General features: G+C 64.6%; 15 protein-coding genes. 8 read left to right on the top strand and 7 right to left on the bottom strand.

What is annotated here, in order from left to right:
• The first annotated feature begins 165 nt into the window (after positions 1-165).
• Positions 166-1185, top strand: a complete 1020-nt coding sequence (locus tag QX135_RS28065; RefSeq protein ID WP_316234384.1) for an LLM class flavin-dependent oxidoreductase — start codon at positions 166-168, stop codon at positions 1183-1185.
• Positions 1186-1210: 25 nt separating this feature from the next.
• On the opposite strand, the gene QX135_RS28070 is transcribed toward QX135_RS28065, so the two are convergent.
• Positions 1211-1879 (bottom strand): SDR family oxidoreductase, encoded by a 669-nt coding sequence (locus QX135_RS28070; protein ID WP_316234385.1) that lies wholly within the window; start codon positions 1877-1879, stop codon positions 1211-1213.
• 85 nt (positions 1880-1964) lie between these two features.
• Positions 1965-2834, bottom strand: a complete 870-nt coding sequence (locus tag QX135_RS28075; protein ID WP_316234386.1) for an NmrA/HSCARG family protein — start codon at positions 2832-2834, stop codon at positions 1965-1967.
• Between the two features lie 101 nt (positions 2835-2935).
• On the opposite strand from QX135_RS28075, the gene QX135_RS28080 reads away from it, so the two are divergent.
• Positions 2936-3859, top strand: a complete 924-nt coding sequence (locus QX135_RS28080; RefSeq protein ID WP_316181678.1) for a LysR family transcriptional regulator — start codon at positions 2936-2938, stop codon at positions 3857-3859.
• Here QX135_RS28080 and QX135_RS28085 read toward each other — a convergent pair.
• Complete coding sequence (locus QX135_RS28085) at positions 3840-4700, bottom strand: prephenate dehydratase (protein ID WP_315734654.1); 861 nt, start codon at positions 4698-4700, stop codon at positions 3840-3842. The genes QX135_RS28080 and QX135_RS28085 overlap by 20 nt on opposite strands.
• A gap of 18 nt (positions 4701-4718) precedes the next feature.
• Positions 4719-5459: a 3-deoxy-manno-octulosonate cytidylyltransferase gene (locus tag QX135_RS28090; protein WP_315783707.1), complete on the bottom strand. Its 741-nt coding sequence runs from the start codon at positions 5457-5459 to the stop codon at positions 4719-4721.
• 255 nt (positions 5460-5714) lie between these two features.
• Here QX135_RS28090 and QX135_RS28095 point away from each other — a divergent pair, with 255 nt between their 5' ends.
• The 6 genes from QX135_RS28095 to QX135_RS28120 all read left to right on the top strand — a co-directional run bounded on the left by QX135_RS28095 (position 5715) and on the right by QX135_RS28120 (position 14287).
• Positions 5715-6263, top strand: coding sequence for a c-type cytochrome (locus QX135_RS28095; RefSeq protein WP_315734650.1), 549 nt, complete (start codon positions 5715-5717; stop codon positions 6261-6263).
• Between the two features lie 368 nt (positions 6264-6631).
• Positions 6632-8476, top strand: a complete 1845-nt coding sequence (locus QX135_RS28100) for an extracellular solute-binding protein (protein WP_316181717.1) — start codon at positions 6632-6634, stop codon at positions 8474-8476.
• The gene (locus QX135_RS28105) at positions 8473-10350 is read left to right on the top strand and encodes an extracellular solute-binding protein (protein ID WP_316181675.1); all 1878 of its coding nucleotides are present in this window, start codon (positions 8473-8475) and stop codon (positions 10348-10350) included. The genes QX135_RS28100 and QX135_RS28105 overlap by 4 nt, the downstream gene beginning before the upstream one ends.
• Before the next feature lie 3 nt (positions 10351-10353).
• Positions 10354-11466 (top strand): microcin C ABC transporter permease YejB, encoded by a 1113-nt coding sequence (locus QX135_RS28110; RefSeq protein ID WP_315734646.1) that lies wholly within the window; start codon positions 10354-10356, stop codon positions 11464-11466.
• On the top strand, positions 11466-12644 hold the full coding sequence (locus QX135_RS28115; RefSeq protein ID WP_316181672.1) for an ABC transporter permease: 1179 nt from the start codon (positions 11466-11468) through the stop codon (positions 12642-12644). The genes QX135_RS28110 and QX135_RS28115 overlap by 1 nt, the downstream gene beginning before the upstream one ends.
• 5 nt (positions 12645-12649) lie before the next feature.
• Entirely contained in the window at positions 12650-14287 is a 1638-nt protein-coding gene (locus QX135_RS28120; protein WP_316181670.1) for an ABC transporter ATP-binding protein, read from the top strand.
• A gap of 207 nt (positions 14288-14494) precedes the next feature.
• Here QX135_RS28120 and QX135_RS28125 read toward each other — a convergent pair whose 3' ends face one another.
• The 3 genes from QX135_RS28125 to QX135_RS28135 all read right to left on the bottom strand — a co-directional run bounded on the left by QX135_RS28125 (position 14495) and on the right by QX135_RS28135 (position 17305).
• Positions 14495-15025 carry a shikimate kinase gene (locus tag QX135_RS28125; RefSeq protein ID WP_316181668.1) on the bottom strand — a complete coding sequence of 177 codons (531 nt, stop codon included), beginning with the start codon at positions 15023-15025 and terminating at the stop codon, positions 14495-14497.
• Positions 15026-15306: 281 nt separating this feature from the next.
• Entirely contained in the window at positions 15307-15807 is a 501-nt protein-coding gene (locus tag QX135_RS28130; RefSeq protein WP_316181666.1) for a flagellar protein FlaR, read from the bottom strand.
• Positions 15808-16498: 691 nt separating this feature from the next.
• Positions 16499-17305 (bottom strand): DsbA family protein, encoded by an 807-nt coding sequence (locus QX135_RS28135; protein WP_316181663.1) that lies wholly within the window; start codon positions 17303-17305, stop codon positions 16499-16501.
• Positions 17306-17376: the final 71 nt, after the last annotated feature.

Genomic DNA, 17376 nt, shown 5'->3' on the forward strand with positions numbered 1-17376 from the left:
GTGTCCCGGACGGCTCTCGCTGAAATATCCAGTGGGAGATGCTAGATACCATCCTGTATACAGGCGGAATGTCCCAACTTCGTTGCGGTCGATCTTTGCATTCGTGGCAGGTCACGGTCGCGGTCAGCCCATTGTGGCGCGACGCGCAGGCATTAGGTTGAGCCAATGATCCCGCTTTCCGTCCTCGACCTCTCCGTCACCACCACGGCCACCAGGCCGTCGGCGGCGTTGCGCAACAGCATCGATCTGGCCCGCCATGTCGATCAGCTCGGTTATGTCCGCTATTGGCTGGCCGAGCATCACAGCCTGCCGTCGGTGGCGAGCCCGTCGCCCGACATCATGATCGGGCAGATCGCGGCGGTGACGCAGCACATCCGCGTCGGCTCCGGCGGCGTGATGCTGCCCAACCACGCGCCGCTGGTGGTCGCCGAGCGCTTCAAGATGCTGGAGGCGCTGTTTCCCGGCCGGATCGATCTCGGTCTGGGACGCGCGCCCGGCACCGACGGCACCACGGCCTATGCGCTGCGCAGCCGGCTCGACCGCCGCGAGGGCGACGACTTCCTGGAGCGGCTGCATGAGCTGATGCTGTGGGAGACCCGCGAGTTCCCTGCCGGTCATCCCTACAACAACGTCATCGCCATGCCCGACGATGCGCCGCTGCCGCCGATCTGGCTGCTCGGCTCCAGCGACTATTCCAGCGAGCTGTCGGCGCAACTCGGCATGGGGTTTGGCTTCGCGCATCATTTCGCCAGCCACGATGCCGTCGACGCGATGCGAACCTACCGCGCGCATTTTACGCCGTCGCGCTGGCGCTCGCAGCCGCATGCGATCCTGGCGGTCGCGGTGGTGACGGCCGAGACCGACGCCGAGGCTGAGCGGCTGGCGTCGTCGATGGACCTCAACCGCCTGCGGCGCGACTGCGGCCAGTTCCTGCCGCTGCCGAGCCCCGAGGAGGCGGCGGCCACCATGTATACAGACGCGGACCGCGCCTCGATCGCACGCAACCGGTCGCGGCTGTTCGTGGGTAGCCCGGCGACGGTGCGAGCCAAGCTCGATCCGATGATCGCGGCAAGCCAGGCCGACGAGCTGATGGTGATCACGGCGACCTTCGACCACGACGCCCGCAAGCGCTCTTACAGCCTGCTTGCCGACGCCTTCGGCCTGGAGCGGAAGGCGGCGGCGTGAGCATCGACGCCGCGCGTCGCTGGTCTCACCACGTGATCAGGGGCGAGCGATGCAGGAAGCTGTCGTCGCTCACCTGATCCAGGACGAAGCGCGCGACGTCGGCCCGCGCGATCGTGCCGCCATGAAAGTCGGTGAGATCCGTCAGCGCGCGCACTGTGTGTCCGCCCGGCTTGTCGTTCAGCACCGAGGGACGAACGACCACCCAGTCGAGCCCGCTATTGCCGATGATCGCCTCCTGCCGATTCTTATCGGCGTAGACCTTGCGCAGCAGCAGCGGAAAGATCAGCCGGTCGAACAGAAAGCCGCCGTGCCCGGCGCTGTCGCCGGCGCCAATTCCGGTGATGGCAACCAGCCGCGAGACGCGCTCGGCCCGCATTGCGTCGACCAGCGAGCGCGTCACGGTCGAGAGCAGCGTCACCTCCCGGAATGGACCGGCCGGCGTGCCCAAGGCACTGATGACGGCGTCCTGACCCTTCAGCGCCTTCCGCAACGTCGCTTCGTCGCGGGCGTCACCGACGATCAGATGCGCGCCTTGCAGATCGCCGGCCTTCCCCGGCGAGCGCACCAGCGCGGTGACATTGTCGCCGCGCGCCAGCGCCTCGCGCACGATCAGCCGGCCCGTGCCGCCGGTCGCGCCGAGAACCAGGATGTTCGGCTTCGCGCCATTGGCGCTATCGCGTGAGGAATGGGTCATGATGACCTCCTGAGACTTGGCATGGGACGCGTCCGCGGAGGCGCCCCACAGTTTGGCTTTGGTGGATGATCAGGGCTTGTTGCCGTCAGGCGGCGGTCGCGATGTCAGCGACGAAGTCGCGATAGGAGCGCAGGGGACGACCCAGCAGCGCCGTCAGGCGCGCGACGTCGCCGGCCTCAGGCACCATGCCGTCGGTGAGGAAGCGCTCGGCCATCAGCCGCATGTCGAACGCCATCCAGCTCGGCATGACCTGCCGGAGGCTGGTCTCGAACTGCCTGGCGTTGTCGCCGCCATAGGCGATCGTGCGGCCCAGCACGTCAGACCAGATCGCAGCGGCATCAGCGCCGGTCAGCGTGTCCGGACCGACCAGGTTGATGCGTGTCAGCGGCAGCGGCACGGCTGACTGCTCGCGGCGGATCAGCTCGATCGCTGCGATCTCGCCGATGTCGCTGACGTCGATCATGGCAAGGCCCTTGGCTCCGATCGGCATCGGGTAGATGCTGTAGCCGAGCACGACGTCCTTGATCGTGAGATCGTTGGTCATGAAGTAGGCCGGGCGCAGGATGGTGGCGTTCAGGCCCATCTGCTCGATCATCCGCTCGACGGCGAACTTGCCGGCGAAGTGCGGCACGTTGACGTAGACGTCGCTGTGGATCACCGAGAGATAGACGATCCGCGCGATGCCGGCCTCGCGGGCAACGTTGAGTGCGACCAGCGCCTGGGTGAATTCATCAGGCGTGACGGCGTTGAGCAGGAACAGGGTCGAAACACCCGAGAACGCGCTGCGCAGCGAATCGACGTCCAGCAGGTCGCCCTGCGCGACCGCGACGCCTGCCGGAAAGCTGGTCTTCGCAGGATCGCGGACGAGGGCGCGGACATCGGCGCCGCGCTTGATGAGCTGGTCGACGACGTGACGGCCGACGGTTCCAGTGGCGCCGGTGACGAGGATGGTCATGGGATCACTCCGGGTTGGTTGTTGAGACACCCCGAAAATAGCGATCCACATGCGAGCCAATAGACGCTATAAATGGACAGGTCGTCTCATTGGCGGAACAGATGGATCTGCTGGCGCTCGCCGATTTCACACTGGTCGCCCGTCACGGCGGCTTTGGCCGCGCCGCCCGCGCCAGCGGTCGCCCCAAGGCGACGCTGTCGCGCCGGGTCGCCGAGCTGGAGGCGAGCCTCGACATCAGGCTGATCGAGCGCGGCGGGCGCGCGCTGAAGCTGACCGAGGAGGGGCGGGCGCTGTTCGAGCGGGCGGGCGCGCTGCTCACCGAGCTCGACGAGACCGTGGCTGCGATCTCCTCGGGCGGCGACACGCCGCGCGGCCGCCTGCGGATCAGCGCGCCGCTGCTGTTCTCGCAAACCGCGATGGGCAAGCTCGCCGCGTCGTTCGCGCTTCGATATCCCGAGGTCCGGCTCGACGTGACGACCGACGACCGGGCCGTCGACATGGTCGAGGAGGGCTATGATCTGGTGATCCGGGTCAATCCCGATCCCGATGACAGGCTGGTCGGGCGCATCTTCCTGCGCGACCAGATGGTGGTCGTGGCGAGCCCAGCCCTGACGAGGCCGGCGGACGGCGCGCTCGTTCCTGCTGTCGTTCGCAGCACCGAGCAGATCGCAGCGTGGGACGTCACGGCTGCAACGGGACGATCGCGCATCGCAATCGATCCGATCCTGCGGCTGTCATCGCTGATCATGGTGCGCGATGCGGTCCGTGCCGGCGTCGGCGCCGCATGCCTGCCGCTCTCGCTCGCCAGCCACGACCTCGCTGCAGGCCGGCTCGTGCAGTGGGCGGATCTCGACGCGCCAGCGGTTGCGCTGTGGGCGCTGTATCCGTCGCGGCGGCTGTTGAGCGCGCGCGTCTCCGCCTTTCTCGACCATCTGAAGCAGGCGTTCCCGATGGGAACGCCGGCCGAGCTGGCGGCCTATCTGGAGCCGCGAGATGACGGTCCGATCACTCCATCCGCTCGCTGAATGTCGCCCGGAACGGGTGCGCCGGATAGACGCCGACGATGCGCAGCTCGCGGGAGAAGAACTTCAGCTCCTCCAGCGCGAAAGCGAGGCCCTTGTCGTTCGGGTGGCCGTCGACATCGGCATAGAATTGCGTGGCGAAGAAGTTGCCGTCGACCATGTAGCTTTCGAGCTTGGTCATGTTGACGCCGTTGGTGGCGAAGCCGCCGAGCGCTTTGTAGAGCGCGGCCGGCAGGTTGCGCACGCGGAACACGAAGCTCGTGACCAGCGGCCCGGAATTCTGCTCCGCCCACTGCTCCTGGCGCGCCAGCACCACGAAACGCGTCGTGTTGTGGGCTTCGTCCTCGATGTCCTCGGCGAGGATGTCGAGGCCGTAGATCTCGGCCGCCAGCCGCGAGGCGATCGCCGCGACGCTCCTGTCGCCGCGCTGGGAGACGTCGCGCGCGCTGCCGGCGGTGTCGCCGGCCACGATCGGCCGGACGCCGAGCTGGCGGATGATGCGGCGACACTGGCCGAGCGCGTGGACGTGGCTCTCGACGGTCTTGATGTCGGCGAGCTTGGTGCCCTTCAGCGCCATCAACTGGTGGCGGACCGGCAGGAACCACTCGCCGATGATGTAGAGGCCCGAGGCCGGCAGCAGATGGTGGATGTCGGCGACACGGCCGGCGACCGAATTCTCGATCGGGATCATGCCCAGGTCGGCCTCGCCGGAGGAGATCGCGCTCAGCGCGTCCTCGAAGGTTGCGCAGGGCATGGCCTCGGCGGTTGGATAGGCCTCGGAGATGGCGATGTGGGAATTGGCTCCCGGCTCGCCCTGGAATGCGATTTTCAAGATCTTGCTCATGTGGGGCCTTGTAGCAGCTTAGGTCTTGGACAGCAGCCGGCGTGCGGTTTCGAGATCGGCCGGGGTGTCGACGCCGCGGGGCACGGCGTCGACGACCATCACGTCGATGCGCATGCCGGCTTCCAGCGCCCGCAGCTGTTCCAGCTTCTCCTGCTGCTCCAGCGGCGACGGCGGCAGGCTGACGAAGCGCTCCAGCGCCGCCCGGCGGTAGGCGTAGAGGCCGATATGATGGTAGCGCGGTCCGTCGCCATGCGGCGCCGTGGCCCGGGTGAAGTACAGCGCGCGCATGCGCCGCCCGCCGAGAGGCGACCCGACCGCCTTGACGACGTTCGGATTGAGGCTCTCCTCCTCGGTGTGGATCTGCGCGGCAAGGGTCGCGATGTCGACGGCGGGATCCTCGAGCGGGGGCAGCACGTCGCTGATGTTCTGCGGGTCGATGGTCGGGAAGTCGCCCTGCAGATTGACCACGATCTCCGCCTCGCGGGCCGGGTCGAGCTTGCACATGGCCTCGTAGATGCGGTCTGACCCGGAGGGATGATCCGGCCTGGTCATCACCACCTCGCCGCCCGCCGCGGCGACGGCCGCGGCGATTTCGGGCGTGTCGGTTGCCACGGCCACCCGGCCGATCGCGGCCTCCTGCGCGCGCCGGAGCACCTGCACGATCATCGGCTGGCCGGCGATGTCGAGCAGCGGCTTGCCCGGCAGGCGGGTCGACGCCATGCGGGCGGGGATCAGCACGAGAATTCGGGATTTGGTCATCCGGGAACGGCAGGTCGGAGCCGGTCGCAACAGCGCGGGCCGGACTGGATGGGGACAGCGAAAGCCGCCCGCTTATACGGGTTGCCAGAGCACGGGCAAACCGATATCTCACTTCTGCCGCAGGGGGAGGCGCGACGGCTCGATTCCGCTCGATGCCTTGACGAGTCCTTATCTCGAGTCCTGGGGCGATTCGCGGTCGCGGCCTCGCGGCCTCCGACAGAACAATGAAATCCGCCCTCGGAGCCTGATTCCAAGATGGACTCCTTCGAACTGAACAAAATCATCGGCGCCGTGCTGGCTGCCTGTCTGGTCGTGCTGGTCACGAGCTTCTCCGCTGGCGCGATCTTCGCGCCGAAAATGCCGGAGAAGCCGGGTTTTGAGATCGCCGTGAAGGAGGCCGAGGGCGCCGCCAAGGGTGGCGCGGCGCCGGCCGCGGCCGAGCCGATCGAGAAGCTGCTGCAGACCGCCTCGGTCGAGAAGGGCGCCGCCGCCGCCAAGAAGTGCGCGGCCTGCCACACCTTCGCGAAGGGCGAGAAGAACGGCGTCGGCCCCAACCTCTACGGCATCGTCGGCGACAAGATCGGCGAAGGCCGCGGCTTCAACTTCTCGGCGGCGATGAAGGCCAAGGGTGGCACCTGGACGATCGACGACCTCAACAAGTTCATCGCCAATCCGAAGGGCTACATCCCGGGCACCGCGATGGGCTTCGCCGGTATCCAGAAGGACTCAGAGCGGGCCGACGTGCTGGCCTATCTGAACTCGCTGGCCGACAGCCCGGCGCCGCTGCCCACCGCAGCCAAGTGATCGGCTGCTGACCCACCAATTTCCGACGGCCGGGCCCCAAGCCCGGCCGTTTTGCTTTGCGGGGCGAATTTCGCCGCATTTGGGACCTTTGGTCGCATCCACCTCGTTCACAACCCGGTATCATGAGGAAAAAGCAAGGTTATTGGTCGAAACCTTGCCGTATATTGGTCCCCTGAATGGAACGGGTTCGCGGGAGCACCTCGCTGAGGCCGGCGAAACCTGCCCTTGCGAATTGGGTTACGATCAGACGTTGGATCTGGGAGCAGCAGCGGCCACGGCTACCACCTGCTTCAAGCGGTCTTATTCAGAGGAAGTCTCATTTGACGATTACCCGACGACAGCTCCTGCAGAGCAGCGTGCTCGCTGCGATGACCCCGGCGCTCGGCACGGCGGCCAGCCTTGCCCCTCTCGACGCCGCCCGGGCGCAGGCCGGCGAGCAGCTGGTCTGGCGCCACGGCCTGTCGCTGTTCGGCGAGATCAAGTATCCGGCGGACTTCAAGCGCTTCGACTACGTGAATCCGGATGCGCCGAAAGGCGGCGTCGCGCGGATGATCTCGCTCGGGACCTTCGACAATTTCAACATCGTCGTGATGTATGTGAAGGGCAACATCGCGTCCGCGGCGGGGCTGGTCTACGAGACCTTGATGACGCGGTCGCAGGACGAGGTGTCGACCGAATACGGCCTGCTCGCCGAGTCGGCGGCCTATCCGGACGACTACTCCTGGGTCATCTACCGCCTGCGCAAGGAAGCGCGCTGGAACGACGGCAAGCCGGTGACGCCCGAGGACGTCATCTTCTCGCTCGAGTCCCTGAAGAAGAACAGCCCGCACTACTCATCCTACTATCGTCATGTGGTGAAGGCCGAGAAGACCGGCGATCTCGAGGTCAAGTTCACCTTCGATGGTCCGGGCAATCGCGAGCTGCCGCACATCGTCGGCGAGCTGCTGGTGCTGCCGAAGCACTGGTGGGAAGGCACCGACGCGCAGGGCCGCAAGCGCGACGTCACCGCGACCACCCTGGAGCCGCCGCTCGGGTCGAGCCCGTATCGCATCAAGGAGTTCGTGCCCGGACGCTCGATCAAGATGGAGCGCGTCAAGGACTATTGGGGCGCCAACCTGCCGGTCCAGATCGGCCAGAACAATTTCGACGAGCTGCAGTTCGAATACTTCCGCGACAACATCGTCGCCCTCGAAGCCTTCAAGGCCGACCAGGCCGACTGGATCAACGAGAACTCGGCCAAGCAGTGGGCCACGGCCTACGACTTCCCGGCCATCAACGACAAGCGCGTGGTCAAGGACGAATTCCCGATCAGCGACTCCGGCCGCATGCAGGGCTTCGCCTTCAACCTGCGGCGTCCGCAATTCCAGGATGCGCGGCTGCGGCGCGCCTTCAACTACGCCTTCGATTTCGAGGAGATGAACAAGCAGCTGTTCTACGGCCAGTACAAGCGCATCAACAGCTACTTCGAAGGCACGGATCTGGCCTGCTCCGGGCTGCCGCAGGGCCAGGAGCTGCAGATCCTCGAGGGCCTGCGCGACAAGGTGCCGCCGGACGTGTTCACCACGGTCTACCAGGCCCCGGTGGGCGGCAATCCCGAGAACGTTCGCGCCAATCTGCGCGAGGCCACCAAGCTGCTGAAGGACGCAGGCTTCGAGATCAAGGACCGCAAGCTCGTCGATCCCGCCGGCAAGCCGGTCACGGTCGAGCTGCTGGTCCAGGACCCGTCGTCCGAGCGCATCGTGCTGTTCTACAAGCCGTCGCTGGAGCGCCTCGGCGTCGCGGTGACGGTACGCCAGGTCGACAACGTCCAGTATGAGAACCGGGTGCGCACCTTCGACTACGACATGATCATCGATGTCTGGGGGCAGTCGCTGTCGCCCGGCAACGAGCAGCGCGATTTCTGGGGCTCCAAGGCCGCCGACGAGTCCGGCTCGAAGAACACGATTGGCATCAAGAACCCCGCTGTCGACGCGCTGATCGAGAAGATCATCTACGCCAAGGATCGCGCCTCTCTCGAAGCGGCAACGCATGCGCTCGACCGGGTGCTGCTTTGGAATTTCTACGTCGTTCCGCAGTTCACCTATCCATTTGCCCGCAGCGCACGCTGGGACCGCTTCAGCCATTTCACGCCGTTCCCGAAATATGCGCGGTCCGGCTGGCCGAATCTGTGGTGGTACGACGCCGACAAGGCTGCCAAGGTGAAGCGCTCTTGACCGGGCTCCCGCATCTGTCGCGCCGTGGCGTGCTCGGGCTTGGGCTCGGCGCGCTCAGCGTCCCCCTCCTGAGGCCGGCCATGGCCGCGGAGTTCGGCGCAGACTCGCACGGCACGTCGGCGTTCGGCGACCTGAAATACCCGGCCGATTTCCACCATTTCGATTACGTCAATCCGGATGCGCCGAAGGGCGGGATGTTCTCGCTGATCCCGTCGGTGCGCGCCTACAACCAGTCCTATCAGACCTTCAACTCGTTCAATGCCTACGTCCTGAAAGGTGAGGGCGCGCAGGGCATGGACATGACGTTCGCGTCGCTGATGGTGCGCGCCAGCGACGAGCCGGATGCGGTCTATGGCCTGGTCGCGAAGTCCGTCGCGATATCAGCGGACAAGCTGACCTATCGCTTCACGCTGCGTCCCGAGGCGCGCTTTCACGACGGGTCCAAGATCACGGCCCACGACGTCGCCTTCTCGCTGAATACCTTGAAGGAGAAGGGCCATCCGCTGATCGTCGTGCAGTTGCGCGATTTCGTGAAGGCCGAGGCGCTCGACGATGCGACGGTCGTGGTGAGCTTCGTCGAGAAGCGCGCGCGCGATGTGCCGCTCTATGTCGTGACCCTGCCGATCTTCTCGAAGGCCTGGTACGCCAACCGCGCCTTCGACGAGGGGCCGCTGGATGTGCCGCTCGGCTCGGGGCCGTACAAGGTCGGCAAGTACGAGATCAACCGCTATGTCGAGTTCGAGCGCGTCAAGGACTGGTGGGCGGCCGACCTGCCGGTCAGCCGTGGCATGTATAATTTCGACATCGTGCGCTACGAGTTCTATCGCGATCGCGACGTCGCCTTCGAGGGCTTCACCGCCAAGAGCTATCTGTTCCGCGAGGAGTTCACCTCGCGCATCTGGGCGACGCGCTACGATTTCCCGGCGATCAAGGACGGCCGCGTCAAGCGCGAGCTCTTGCCGGACGAGACGCCGTCGGGCGGGCAGGGCTGGTTCATCAACACCCGCCGCGACAAGTTTCGGGATCCGCGCGTCCGCCAGGCGTTGACCTACGCGTTCGACTTCGAATGGACCAACAAGACCATCATGTACGGCGCCTATGCGCGCACCGTGTCGCCGTTCCAGAATTCCGACATGGTCGCGGTCGGACCGCCGTCGGCGGAAGAGCTGAAGCTGCTCGAGCCGTTCCGCGGCCAGGTGCCTGACGATGTGTTCGGCGAGCCGTTCGTGCCGCCGGTCTCGGACGGCTCCGGCCAGGATCGCGCGCTGCTGCGCAAGGCCATGCAGCTCTTGCAGCAGGCCGGCCTGCCGGTCAAGGACGGCAAGCGACTGCTGCCGTCCGGCGAGGTGTTCGCGATCGAGTTCCTGATCGACGAGGTCTCGTTCAAGCCGCACCACGGCACCCTGATCAAGAACCTGCAGACGCTCGGCATCGACGCCGAGTTGCGCATCGTCGACGCCGTGCAATATCGCGCGCGGGTCGAGGACTTCGACTTCGACATCGCCATTCAACGTATGTCGATGTCGCCGACCCCCGGCGACGGCCTCAGGGCTTACTTCACCTCGGACACGGCAAAGACCAAGGGCTCCTACAATCTCGCAGGGATCAGCAATCCCGCGATCGACGCGCTGGTTGCCAAGGCGATCGCCGCGGAGAGCCGCAGCGAGCTGACCTTGGCCTGCTGGGCGCTCGACCGCGTGTTCCGCGCCGGCCACTACTGGATACCGCAATGGTATCGCCAGACCCACCCGATCGCCTATTGGGATCAATTCGACCATCCACCGAAGCCGCCGAAATACGCCTCGGGCGTCGGCGCCCCCGACATCTGGTGGTACGATGCCGCCAAGGCCGCAAAGCTGGAGCAGGCGAAGTAGTTCATGGCTGCCTATATTGCCCGTCGCATCTTGCTGATGCTCCCGACCCTGCTCGGGATCCTCTTCATCTCCTTCGTCGTGGTGCAGTTCGCGCCGGGCGGTCCGGTGGAGCGCGTCATCGCGCAATTGACCGGCGCCGACACCGGCGGCACCTCCCGCATTTCAGGCGGCAGCGGTTCGGATTTCGGCGCGCGTCCGCCGGGACAGGTCGGATCCGGCGGCGAGCTGAACTCGAAATATCGCGGCGCGCAGGGGCTCGATCCCGCCTTCATCAAGCAGCTCGAAAAGCAGTTCGGCTTCGACAAGCCGGCGCCGGAGCGGTTCGCGCTGATGGTCTGGAACTTCGCGCGCTTCGATTTCGGCAAGAGCTATTTCCGTGACACCAGCGTGCTGCAGCTCATCAAGGAGAAGCTGCCGGTGTCGATGTCGCTCGGCCTCTGGATGACCTTGCTGACCTATTTGATCTCGATTCCCCTGGGGATTCGCAAGGCGGTGCAGGACGGCTCGCGCTTCGACGTCTGGACCTCCGCCGTGATCATCGTCGGCTACGCCATTCCGGGCTTCCTGTTCGCGATCCTTCTGATCATCCTGTTCGCTGGCGGCTCGTTCCTCAACATCTTCCCGCTGCGCGGGCTGACCTCGGATGGCTGGTCGGACTTCCCGTGGTATTGGAAGATCATCGACTATTTCTGGCATCTCACTTTGCCGCTGGTGTCGATGGCGCTCGGCGCCTTCGCGACCATGACGCTGCTGACCAAGAACTCCTTCCTCGACGAGATCCGCAAGCAATATGTCATGACGGCGCGCGCCAAGGGCTGCAGCGAGAACCAGGTGCTGTACGGCCACGTCTTCCGTAACGCCATGCTGATCGTGATCGCCGGCTTTCCCGGCACCTTCATCCACGCGTTCTTTTCCGGCTCGCTGCTGATCGAGACGATCTTCTCGCTGGATGGGCTCGGCCTGCTCTCGTTCGAGAGCATTCTCAATCGTGATTATCCTGTCGTGTTCGGCAATCTCTTCATCTTTTCGCTGCTCGGCCTCGCGATCAACCTGGTCTCGGATCTGACCTACATGTGGATCGATCCGCGGATCGACTTCGAGGCGCGGGAGGTCTGATGACGATCACGGCCCCCCCTCCGGTCGAGACCACGGCGCAGGCTCCGCTCGGCGAGGCTGTGCCGCCGACGCGGCATCGTTTCCGGCCGTCGCCGCTGAATCAGCGCCGCTGGCAGAACTTCAAGGCCAACGGCCGCGGCTACTGGTCGCTGTGGCTGTTTCTGTTTCTGTTCATCGTCTCGCTGTTCGCCGAGCTGATCGCCAACGACCGGCCGTTCCTGATCAAGTTCGACGACCACCTTTATCTCCCGGCGTTCGTCACCTATCCGGAAACGGCATTCGGCGGCGACTTCGAGACCGCCGCGGACTATCGTGATCCGTATTTGCAGAAGCTGATTGCGGACAAGGGCGGCACGGTGGTCTGGCCGCTGGTCCGCTACTCCTACGCCACGCACAATCTCGATCTGCCGACGCCGGCGCCATCGCCGCCGACCTGGATGCTGACGGAGGCACAGTGCAAACCCGTGGTCGAGAAGAAGGGGCTGAAGAGCTGCCGGGATCTCGAATACAACTGGCTCGGCACCGACGACCAGGGCCGCGACGTCGTCGCACGGCTGATCTATGGCTTCCGCATCTCGGTGTTGTTCGGTCTGTCGCTGACGTTCTTCTCCTCGATCATCGGCATCGCCGCCGGCGGCGTGCAGGGCTATTTCGGCGGCTGGGTCGATCTTCTGTTCCAGCGCTTCATCGAGATCTGGAACGCCATTCCCTATCTCTATCTGCTCCTGATCCTGTCCGCGGTGCTGGTGCCCGGCTTCTTCACGCTGCTCGGGATCATGCTGCTGTTCTCATGGGTCTCGCTGGTCGGCCTGGTGCGGGCTGAATTCCTGCGCGGCCGCAATTTCGAGTACATCCAGGCGGCGCGCGCGCTCGGCGTCTCCAATGCCGTCATCATGGTCCGCCATCTCCTGCCGAACGCGATGGTCGCGACCATGACGTTCCTGCCCTTCATCGTGTCGAGCTCGGTGATGACCTTGACCGCGCTCGACTTCCTCGGCTTCGGCCTGCCGCCGGGATCGCCGTCGCTGGGCGAGATGCTGTCGCAGGCCAAGTCCAACGTGCAGGCGCCGTGGCTCGGTCTCACCGGCTTCTTCTCCGTCGCGATCATGCTGTCGCTGCTGATCTTCATCGGCGAGGCCGTGCGCGACGCGTTCGACCCGCGCAAGACGTTCAGGTGACCGACATGGATGCGATCAGCCAGCCGCTGCTCTCGGTCAGCGATCTCTCGGTGGCCTTTCATCAGCAGGGCCGCCTGTCGACCGCCGTCGACCATGTCTCGTTCGAGATCAAGCGCGGCGAGTGCGTCGCCCTGGTCGGCGAGTCCGGCTCGGGCAAGTCGGTCAGCGCGCTGTCGGTGCTGAAGCTGCTGCCCTATCCGGTCGCCTCACATCCGTCGGGCAGCATCCATTTCAAGGGCCGCGATCTCCTGCCGTTGTCCGAACGCGAGATGCGCGAGATCCGCGGCAGCGACATCTCCATCATCTTCCAGGAGCCGATGACCTCGCTCAATCCGCTGCACACGATCGAGCGGCAGATCGGCGAGATCCTGCAACTGCATCGGCCGATCTCGAACAGTGCGGCGCGGACGCGCACGCTCGAGCTCTTGACCCAGGTCGGCATTCCCGAGCCGGAGACGCGGCTCGGCAGCTATCCGCATCAGCTCTCCGGCGGCCAGCGCCAGCGCGTGATGATCGCGATGGCGCTCGCCAACGAGCCGGCTCTGCTGATCGCCGACGAGCCGACCACCGCGCTCGACGTCACCGTGCAGGCGCAGATCCTGGCGCTGCTCGCCGATATCCGGGCACGCCTCGGCATGAGCCTTCTGTTCATCACCCACGATCTCGGCATCGTCCGCCGCATCGCCGATCGGGTCTGCGTCATGAACGGCGGCAAGATCGTCGAGCAGGGCCCGGTCGAGCAGGTGTTCACCGCGCCGGCTCATCCCTACACCAAGGCGCTGCTCGCCGCCGAGCCGAAGCCGGACCCGGCGCCGCCGCGACCCGATTCGCCGGTGGTCATGCAGGCCAAGGATCTCAAGGTCTGGTTTCCGATCAAGCGCGGCTTCTTTCGCTCGACCGTCGGTCACATCAAGGCCGTGGACGGCGTCAGCCTTGCCGTGCGCAAGGGCGAGACGCTCGGCGTCGTCGGGGAATCCGGCTCGGGCAAGACCACGCTCGGGTTGGCGCTGCTGCGGCTGATTTCCTCCGACGGCCTCATCGTCTTCCTCGGCAAGGAGCTGCAGGGGCTGTCCTTCAAGGAGGTCCGCCCGTTTCGCCGCGACATGCAGATCGTGTTTCAGGATCCGTTCGGCGCCTTGAGCCCGCGCATGTCGGTCGGCGACGTCATCGCCGAGGGACTGAGCGTGCATCAGCCGAAACTGACGGATGAGGAGCGCGAGGCCAAGGTCGTCAAGGCGCTCAAGGAGGTCGGGCTCGATCCGGAGACGCGCTTCCGCTATCCGCACGAATTCTCCGGCGGCCAGCGCCAGCGCATCTCGGTGGCCCGCGCGGTCGTGCTCGAGCCGAGCTTCGTCGTGCTGGACGAGCCGACCTCGGCGCTCGACATGCTGTTCCAGTCGCAGATGGTCGATCTCCTGCGCGATCTGCAGCGCAAGCGCGAGCTGACCTACATGTTCATCTCGCACGATCTGCGCGTGGTCGCCGCCCTCGCCTCCCATCTGATCGTGATGCGCAACGGCAAGGTCGTGGAGGAGGGGCCGGCGGTCGAGCTGTTCAAGGCGCCGAAGACCGACTACACCCGCGCGCTGTTCGCGGCGGCGTTCAGGAACGAGACGGCGGAGAATGGGACGGCGGCGAGCTAGGGACCGGGCGCTCCTCGTCCGACGTTCGTTGCGGAATGGCCGCGGAAATCGCCGATGAAGCGTAATCCATTGGGCTCCCCGGCGGTCACGTCCGGTCGGGCCGCGTAACCGGACTTACGGCGACCCGATGGGCAGGTCCGAATAGGGCCATTTGCGGAAGTGCAGCGTACAGCGGGCCCTCGATGTTGCTTTGTTCCCGAGACTCTCCTACGTCCTCTGCGCTATTGCGGCGAGAATGTTGTCGCGCGTCTCTTCCGGCGTCTTGCCCTCTGTGTAGACCACGATTTTTGCAAGATCGTAATTTGAGTGCTGCCGGATGAAATGGGAATTGAGGTCGAACTCTCCGGGTGGAGGGCCGCCGCCATTCCGGATGTGCAGTACCCTGACGGATTCCTCCAGATCGGGCGATGGCAGCAATAGAACAACGTTCGGATATGGGGCTAGTGCCTTCTGGACGCGCTCAAACAGCTCGGCATCTTCAAATACAGAATGCCCCGCGCCGAAATCAATGATGCAGTCATGATGATCAGCCAGCAATCGTTCCACGGCGTAAGCCTCGAAAGGCTTCCAGTAGCGATAGATCCCCCCAAAGCCTTCCTTTTCTCCGATCTCCCGCTGTCTTTCATCATCGAATCCAATCTCGCGATAGTAGTCCCATCGGACCTCGTCCATCGAGCATCGTGGCAGACCGAGCGCTGCAGCAAGCAGTTTCCCCTGCGTACTTTTGCCGGCTCCCATTGGGCCAATCAGAATAACCTCTCTCCCCAAAATCGTTCTTCCCAATCAATCATGCCTCGGAACAACGTTGATCCGATCCCAATCAAAGTCATCCCTAAGTGACATTAGTGCGACCCAAATGACCGCTCCGGGTCGAGGGCGGCCGTAGCCGGCAGGCCGATGGCACAGCCGATCTGACCCCAGCTCCGGAAATCCCCCCTACGGCCCGGCACTTACGTTTCGGGCCAATCGCGAAAGTCTCACGCGAGCAAACGAGATCGCCGCCTCGCGGGACTCGGCGGTTACGTCGGATTGGCTGCGAATGCTACCAGCTCTTTTGGTGATCTGATGTGGATGATCCGCAGCCGATCAGATTGTGCGTAGATCGCCTCTATGAGCCGGGGCCTCATCTCACGGTGAAGCCCCCACATCATCTTGTAGAGGCGGAACGTGACCGGCAGCATCGGACAACCCGGAGGGCCATCAGGTCGCCCAAAGAACACCGACTTCACCTGGCGCTTGGTCGCCCACCAGAGATGAATCCAAAACGGATGGTCAACCAAAACAACAGTATCGCACGCGGCAATCCGGTCGAGGACAGAGAACCAAGGCCCGTATCCATCAAGCAACCAGCGCTCCTGCGACAGCAGGGCATCGTGGCTCTCGCGTAGTTCCTCGTCAGGAACCCGCACCCAGTTCGGACGCCACAAAATGTTATCGATGGCGAAGTAAGGCAACGAGTACGCACGACATAATGCCTTGCACATCGTGGATTTGCCGCCACCGGCGTTGCCGATCACCATTACGCGCGTCATCGAGTGTTGTTAACATAGCGATTGGCCGCATGGGAAGCGCCTTTGCGTCAAGGGCCGCCGTGGCCGGAAGACGGATGGCACAGCCGGTGTACCCCCAGCTTCGGAAATAACCCCTCCGTTCCGGGACTTACGTTTCGGGTCAAAGGACTAAACCGCTCGCGCGATAAGGCACAACAGCCGGCAGCAGGGCTGAGAGGATAGCGCAACGAGGCGTCCTGTCTTGAGATGAGGGGTTCGCAACCTTCACCCAAGACGGGAGCATCCTCATGACCGCACAGCCGCCATTCTGCAAAGCTGCTCGTCGTGCCCGCCGCTCATCGACCGGCCCGGTGGAATGCCCAAACGTCCATCTGTCGTCGTCAATCCGCCGACAATTGATCGCTTGCCATGCCATCCACCGCTCATTCACCCGCCGCGCCATCGTCGCGAAGCTCGCTGCACCATTTCGAGCTCAATCAGCCAGTTCGCCTGCAGCGCTCAAATCCCCATAGAGCCTGCCGCACCAGTCCTGCCCACCATGCGCGGTTTCCTCCTTTGGAGGCTTTCGGACGCCGGCCGCCCGAATATGCCGCGCCGTCAATCATGCTGCCGGCATCCGAAACCCTTCACAGCAGCGGAATTGCGCGCTGCACAAATCGAGACCTCGGGCGTCGATGCATATCTTCGCTATCGGAGCGTACTACTGGCGAGCCTGCTGAATTCTGGCCTTCAGCGTGGCAAGTCCGACCGCGCCGACGATGACATTCCCGCCGATGACATAGCTCGGCGTCCCGTTCAATCCCAATTTCTGCGCAAGATTGCCGCTCTCATCGAGGCTTTGGCGCACCTCCACGCTGTCCATGTCCTTTTCAAGCTGAGCAACGTCGAGACCGATCGTCTGCGCGATGGCCAACGCGCGCGCCTTGTCGGCGGGTCCGCTGCTTTGGAGAAGCCGCTGATGAAAGTCGAGGTATTTCGCGCCCGTCGGGTCTTGCATGCGTACCGCTACCGCGACGCGCGCCGCCTCCAGCGAACCGGGGCCGAGGATCGGAAATTCCTTGAGCACGATCTTGAGCTTGGGGTCGCTCTTCAACAATTCGAGTATCTCGCCGAGCGCACGCTTGCAGTAGCCGCAGCTGTAATCGAAGAACTCGACCAGGGTGACATCACCCAGCGGGTTGCCGAGCGTGACCTGGTGCGCTGACGCGAACAAGGCCGGCGCATTTTGCTTCACCAGTGCAGTCTTGTCGGAACCGGGCGCTGCCGCCGGCGTCGCGGCTTGCCGCTTCTTGATCAGGTCGGAGATGGCCTGTTGCACGGCCTCGGGGTGCTTGGCGAGGTAGTCCTTCACGACCTGCTCGATTTCTTCGGGATGGGTCGCTATATAGTCCTTGACGATCGCCTCGATGTCGCTGCGCGAACTCTCCGCTCGGCCGGGCTGCACGCAAAGCAAAGACAGCGTGAAGACGGCAGCCGCCGTGGCAACGCTACGGATCAAATTGGTCATCGGTCATCCTCCATATGGCTGCCGACTTCCGCAGTTGGCGTGCAGTAATGATTTGCGAATTCGTGTCCTCG

The sequence above is a fragment of the Bradyrhizobium sp. SZCCHNR1098 genome, from assembly GCF_032489375.1.
Classification (GTDB): domain Bacteria; phylum Pseudomonadota; class Alphaproteobacteria; order Rhizobiales; family Xanthobacteraceae; genus Bradyrhizobium.

What these genes read in the sequence shown, in the direction of transcription:
- QX135_RS28065 (WP_316234384.1), top strand. Translation starts at nt 166, where the DNA reads ATGATCCCGCTTTCCGTCCTCGACCTCTCCGTCACCACCACGGCCACC.
- QX135_RS28070 (WP_316234385.1), bottom strand. Translation starts at nt 1,879, where the DNA reads ATGACCCATTCCTCACGCGATAGCGCCAATGGCGCGAAGCCGAACATC.
- QX135_RS28075 (WP_316234386.1), bottom strand. Translation starts at nt 2,834, where the DNA reads ATGACCATCCTCGTCACCGGCGCCACTGGAACCGTCGGCCGTCACGTC.
- QX135_RS28080 (WP_316181678.1), top strand. Translation starts at nt 2,936, where the DNA reads ATGGATCTGCTGGCGCTCGCCGATTTCACACTGGTCGCCCGTCACGGC.
- QX135_RS28085 (WP_315734654.1), bottom strand. Translation starts at nt 4,700, where the DNA reads ATGAGCAAGATCTTGAAAATCGCATTCCAGGGCGAGCCGGGAGCCAAT.
- QX135_RS28090 (WP_315783707.1), bottom strand. Translation starts at nt 5,459, where the DNA reads ATGACCAAATCCCGAATTCTCGTGCTGATCCCCGCCCGCATGGCGTCG.
- QX135_RS28095 (WP_315734650.1), top strand. Translation starts at nt 5,715, where the DNA reads ATGGACTCCTTCGAACTGAACAAAATCATCGGCGCCGTGCTGGCTGCC.
- QX135_RS28100 (WP_316181717.1), top strand. Translation starts at nt 6,632, where the DNA reads ATGACCCCGGCGCTCGGCACGGCGGCCAGCCTTGCCCCTCTCGACGCC.
- QX135_RS28110 (WP_315734646.1), top strand. Translation starts at nt 10,354, where the DNA reads ATGGCTGCCTATATTGCCCGTCGCATCTTGCTGATGCTCCCGACCCTG.
- QX135_RS28115 (WP_316181672.1), top strand. Translation starts at nt 11,466, where the DNA reads ATGACGATCACGGCCCCCCCTCCGGTCGAGACCACGGCGCAGGCTCCG.
- QX135_RS28120 (WP_316181670.1), top strand. Translation starts at nt 12,650, where the DNA reads ATGGATGCGATCAGCCAGCCGCTGCTCTCGGTCAGCGATCTCTCGGTG.
- QX135_RS28125 (WP_316181668.1), bottom strand. Translation starts at nt 15,025, where the DNA reads ATGGGAGCCGGCAAAAGTACGCAGGGGAAACTGCTTGCTGCAGCGCTC.
- QX135_RS28130 (WP_316181666.1), bottom strand. Translation starts at nt 15,807, where the DNA reads ATGGTGATCGGCAACGCCGGTGGCGGCAAATCCACGATGTGCAAGGCA.
- QX135_RS28135 (WP_316181663.1), bottom strand. Translation starts at nt 17,305, where the DNA reads ATGACCAATTTGATCCGTAGCGTTGCCACGGCGGCTGCCGTCTTCACG.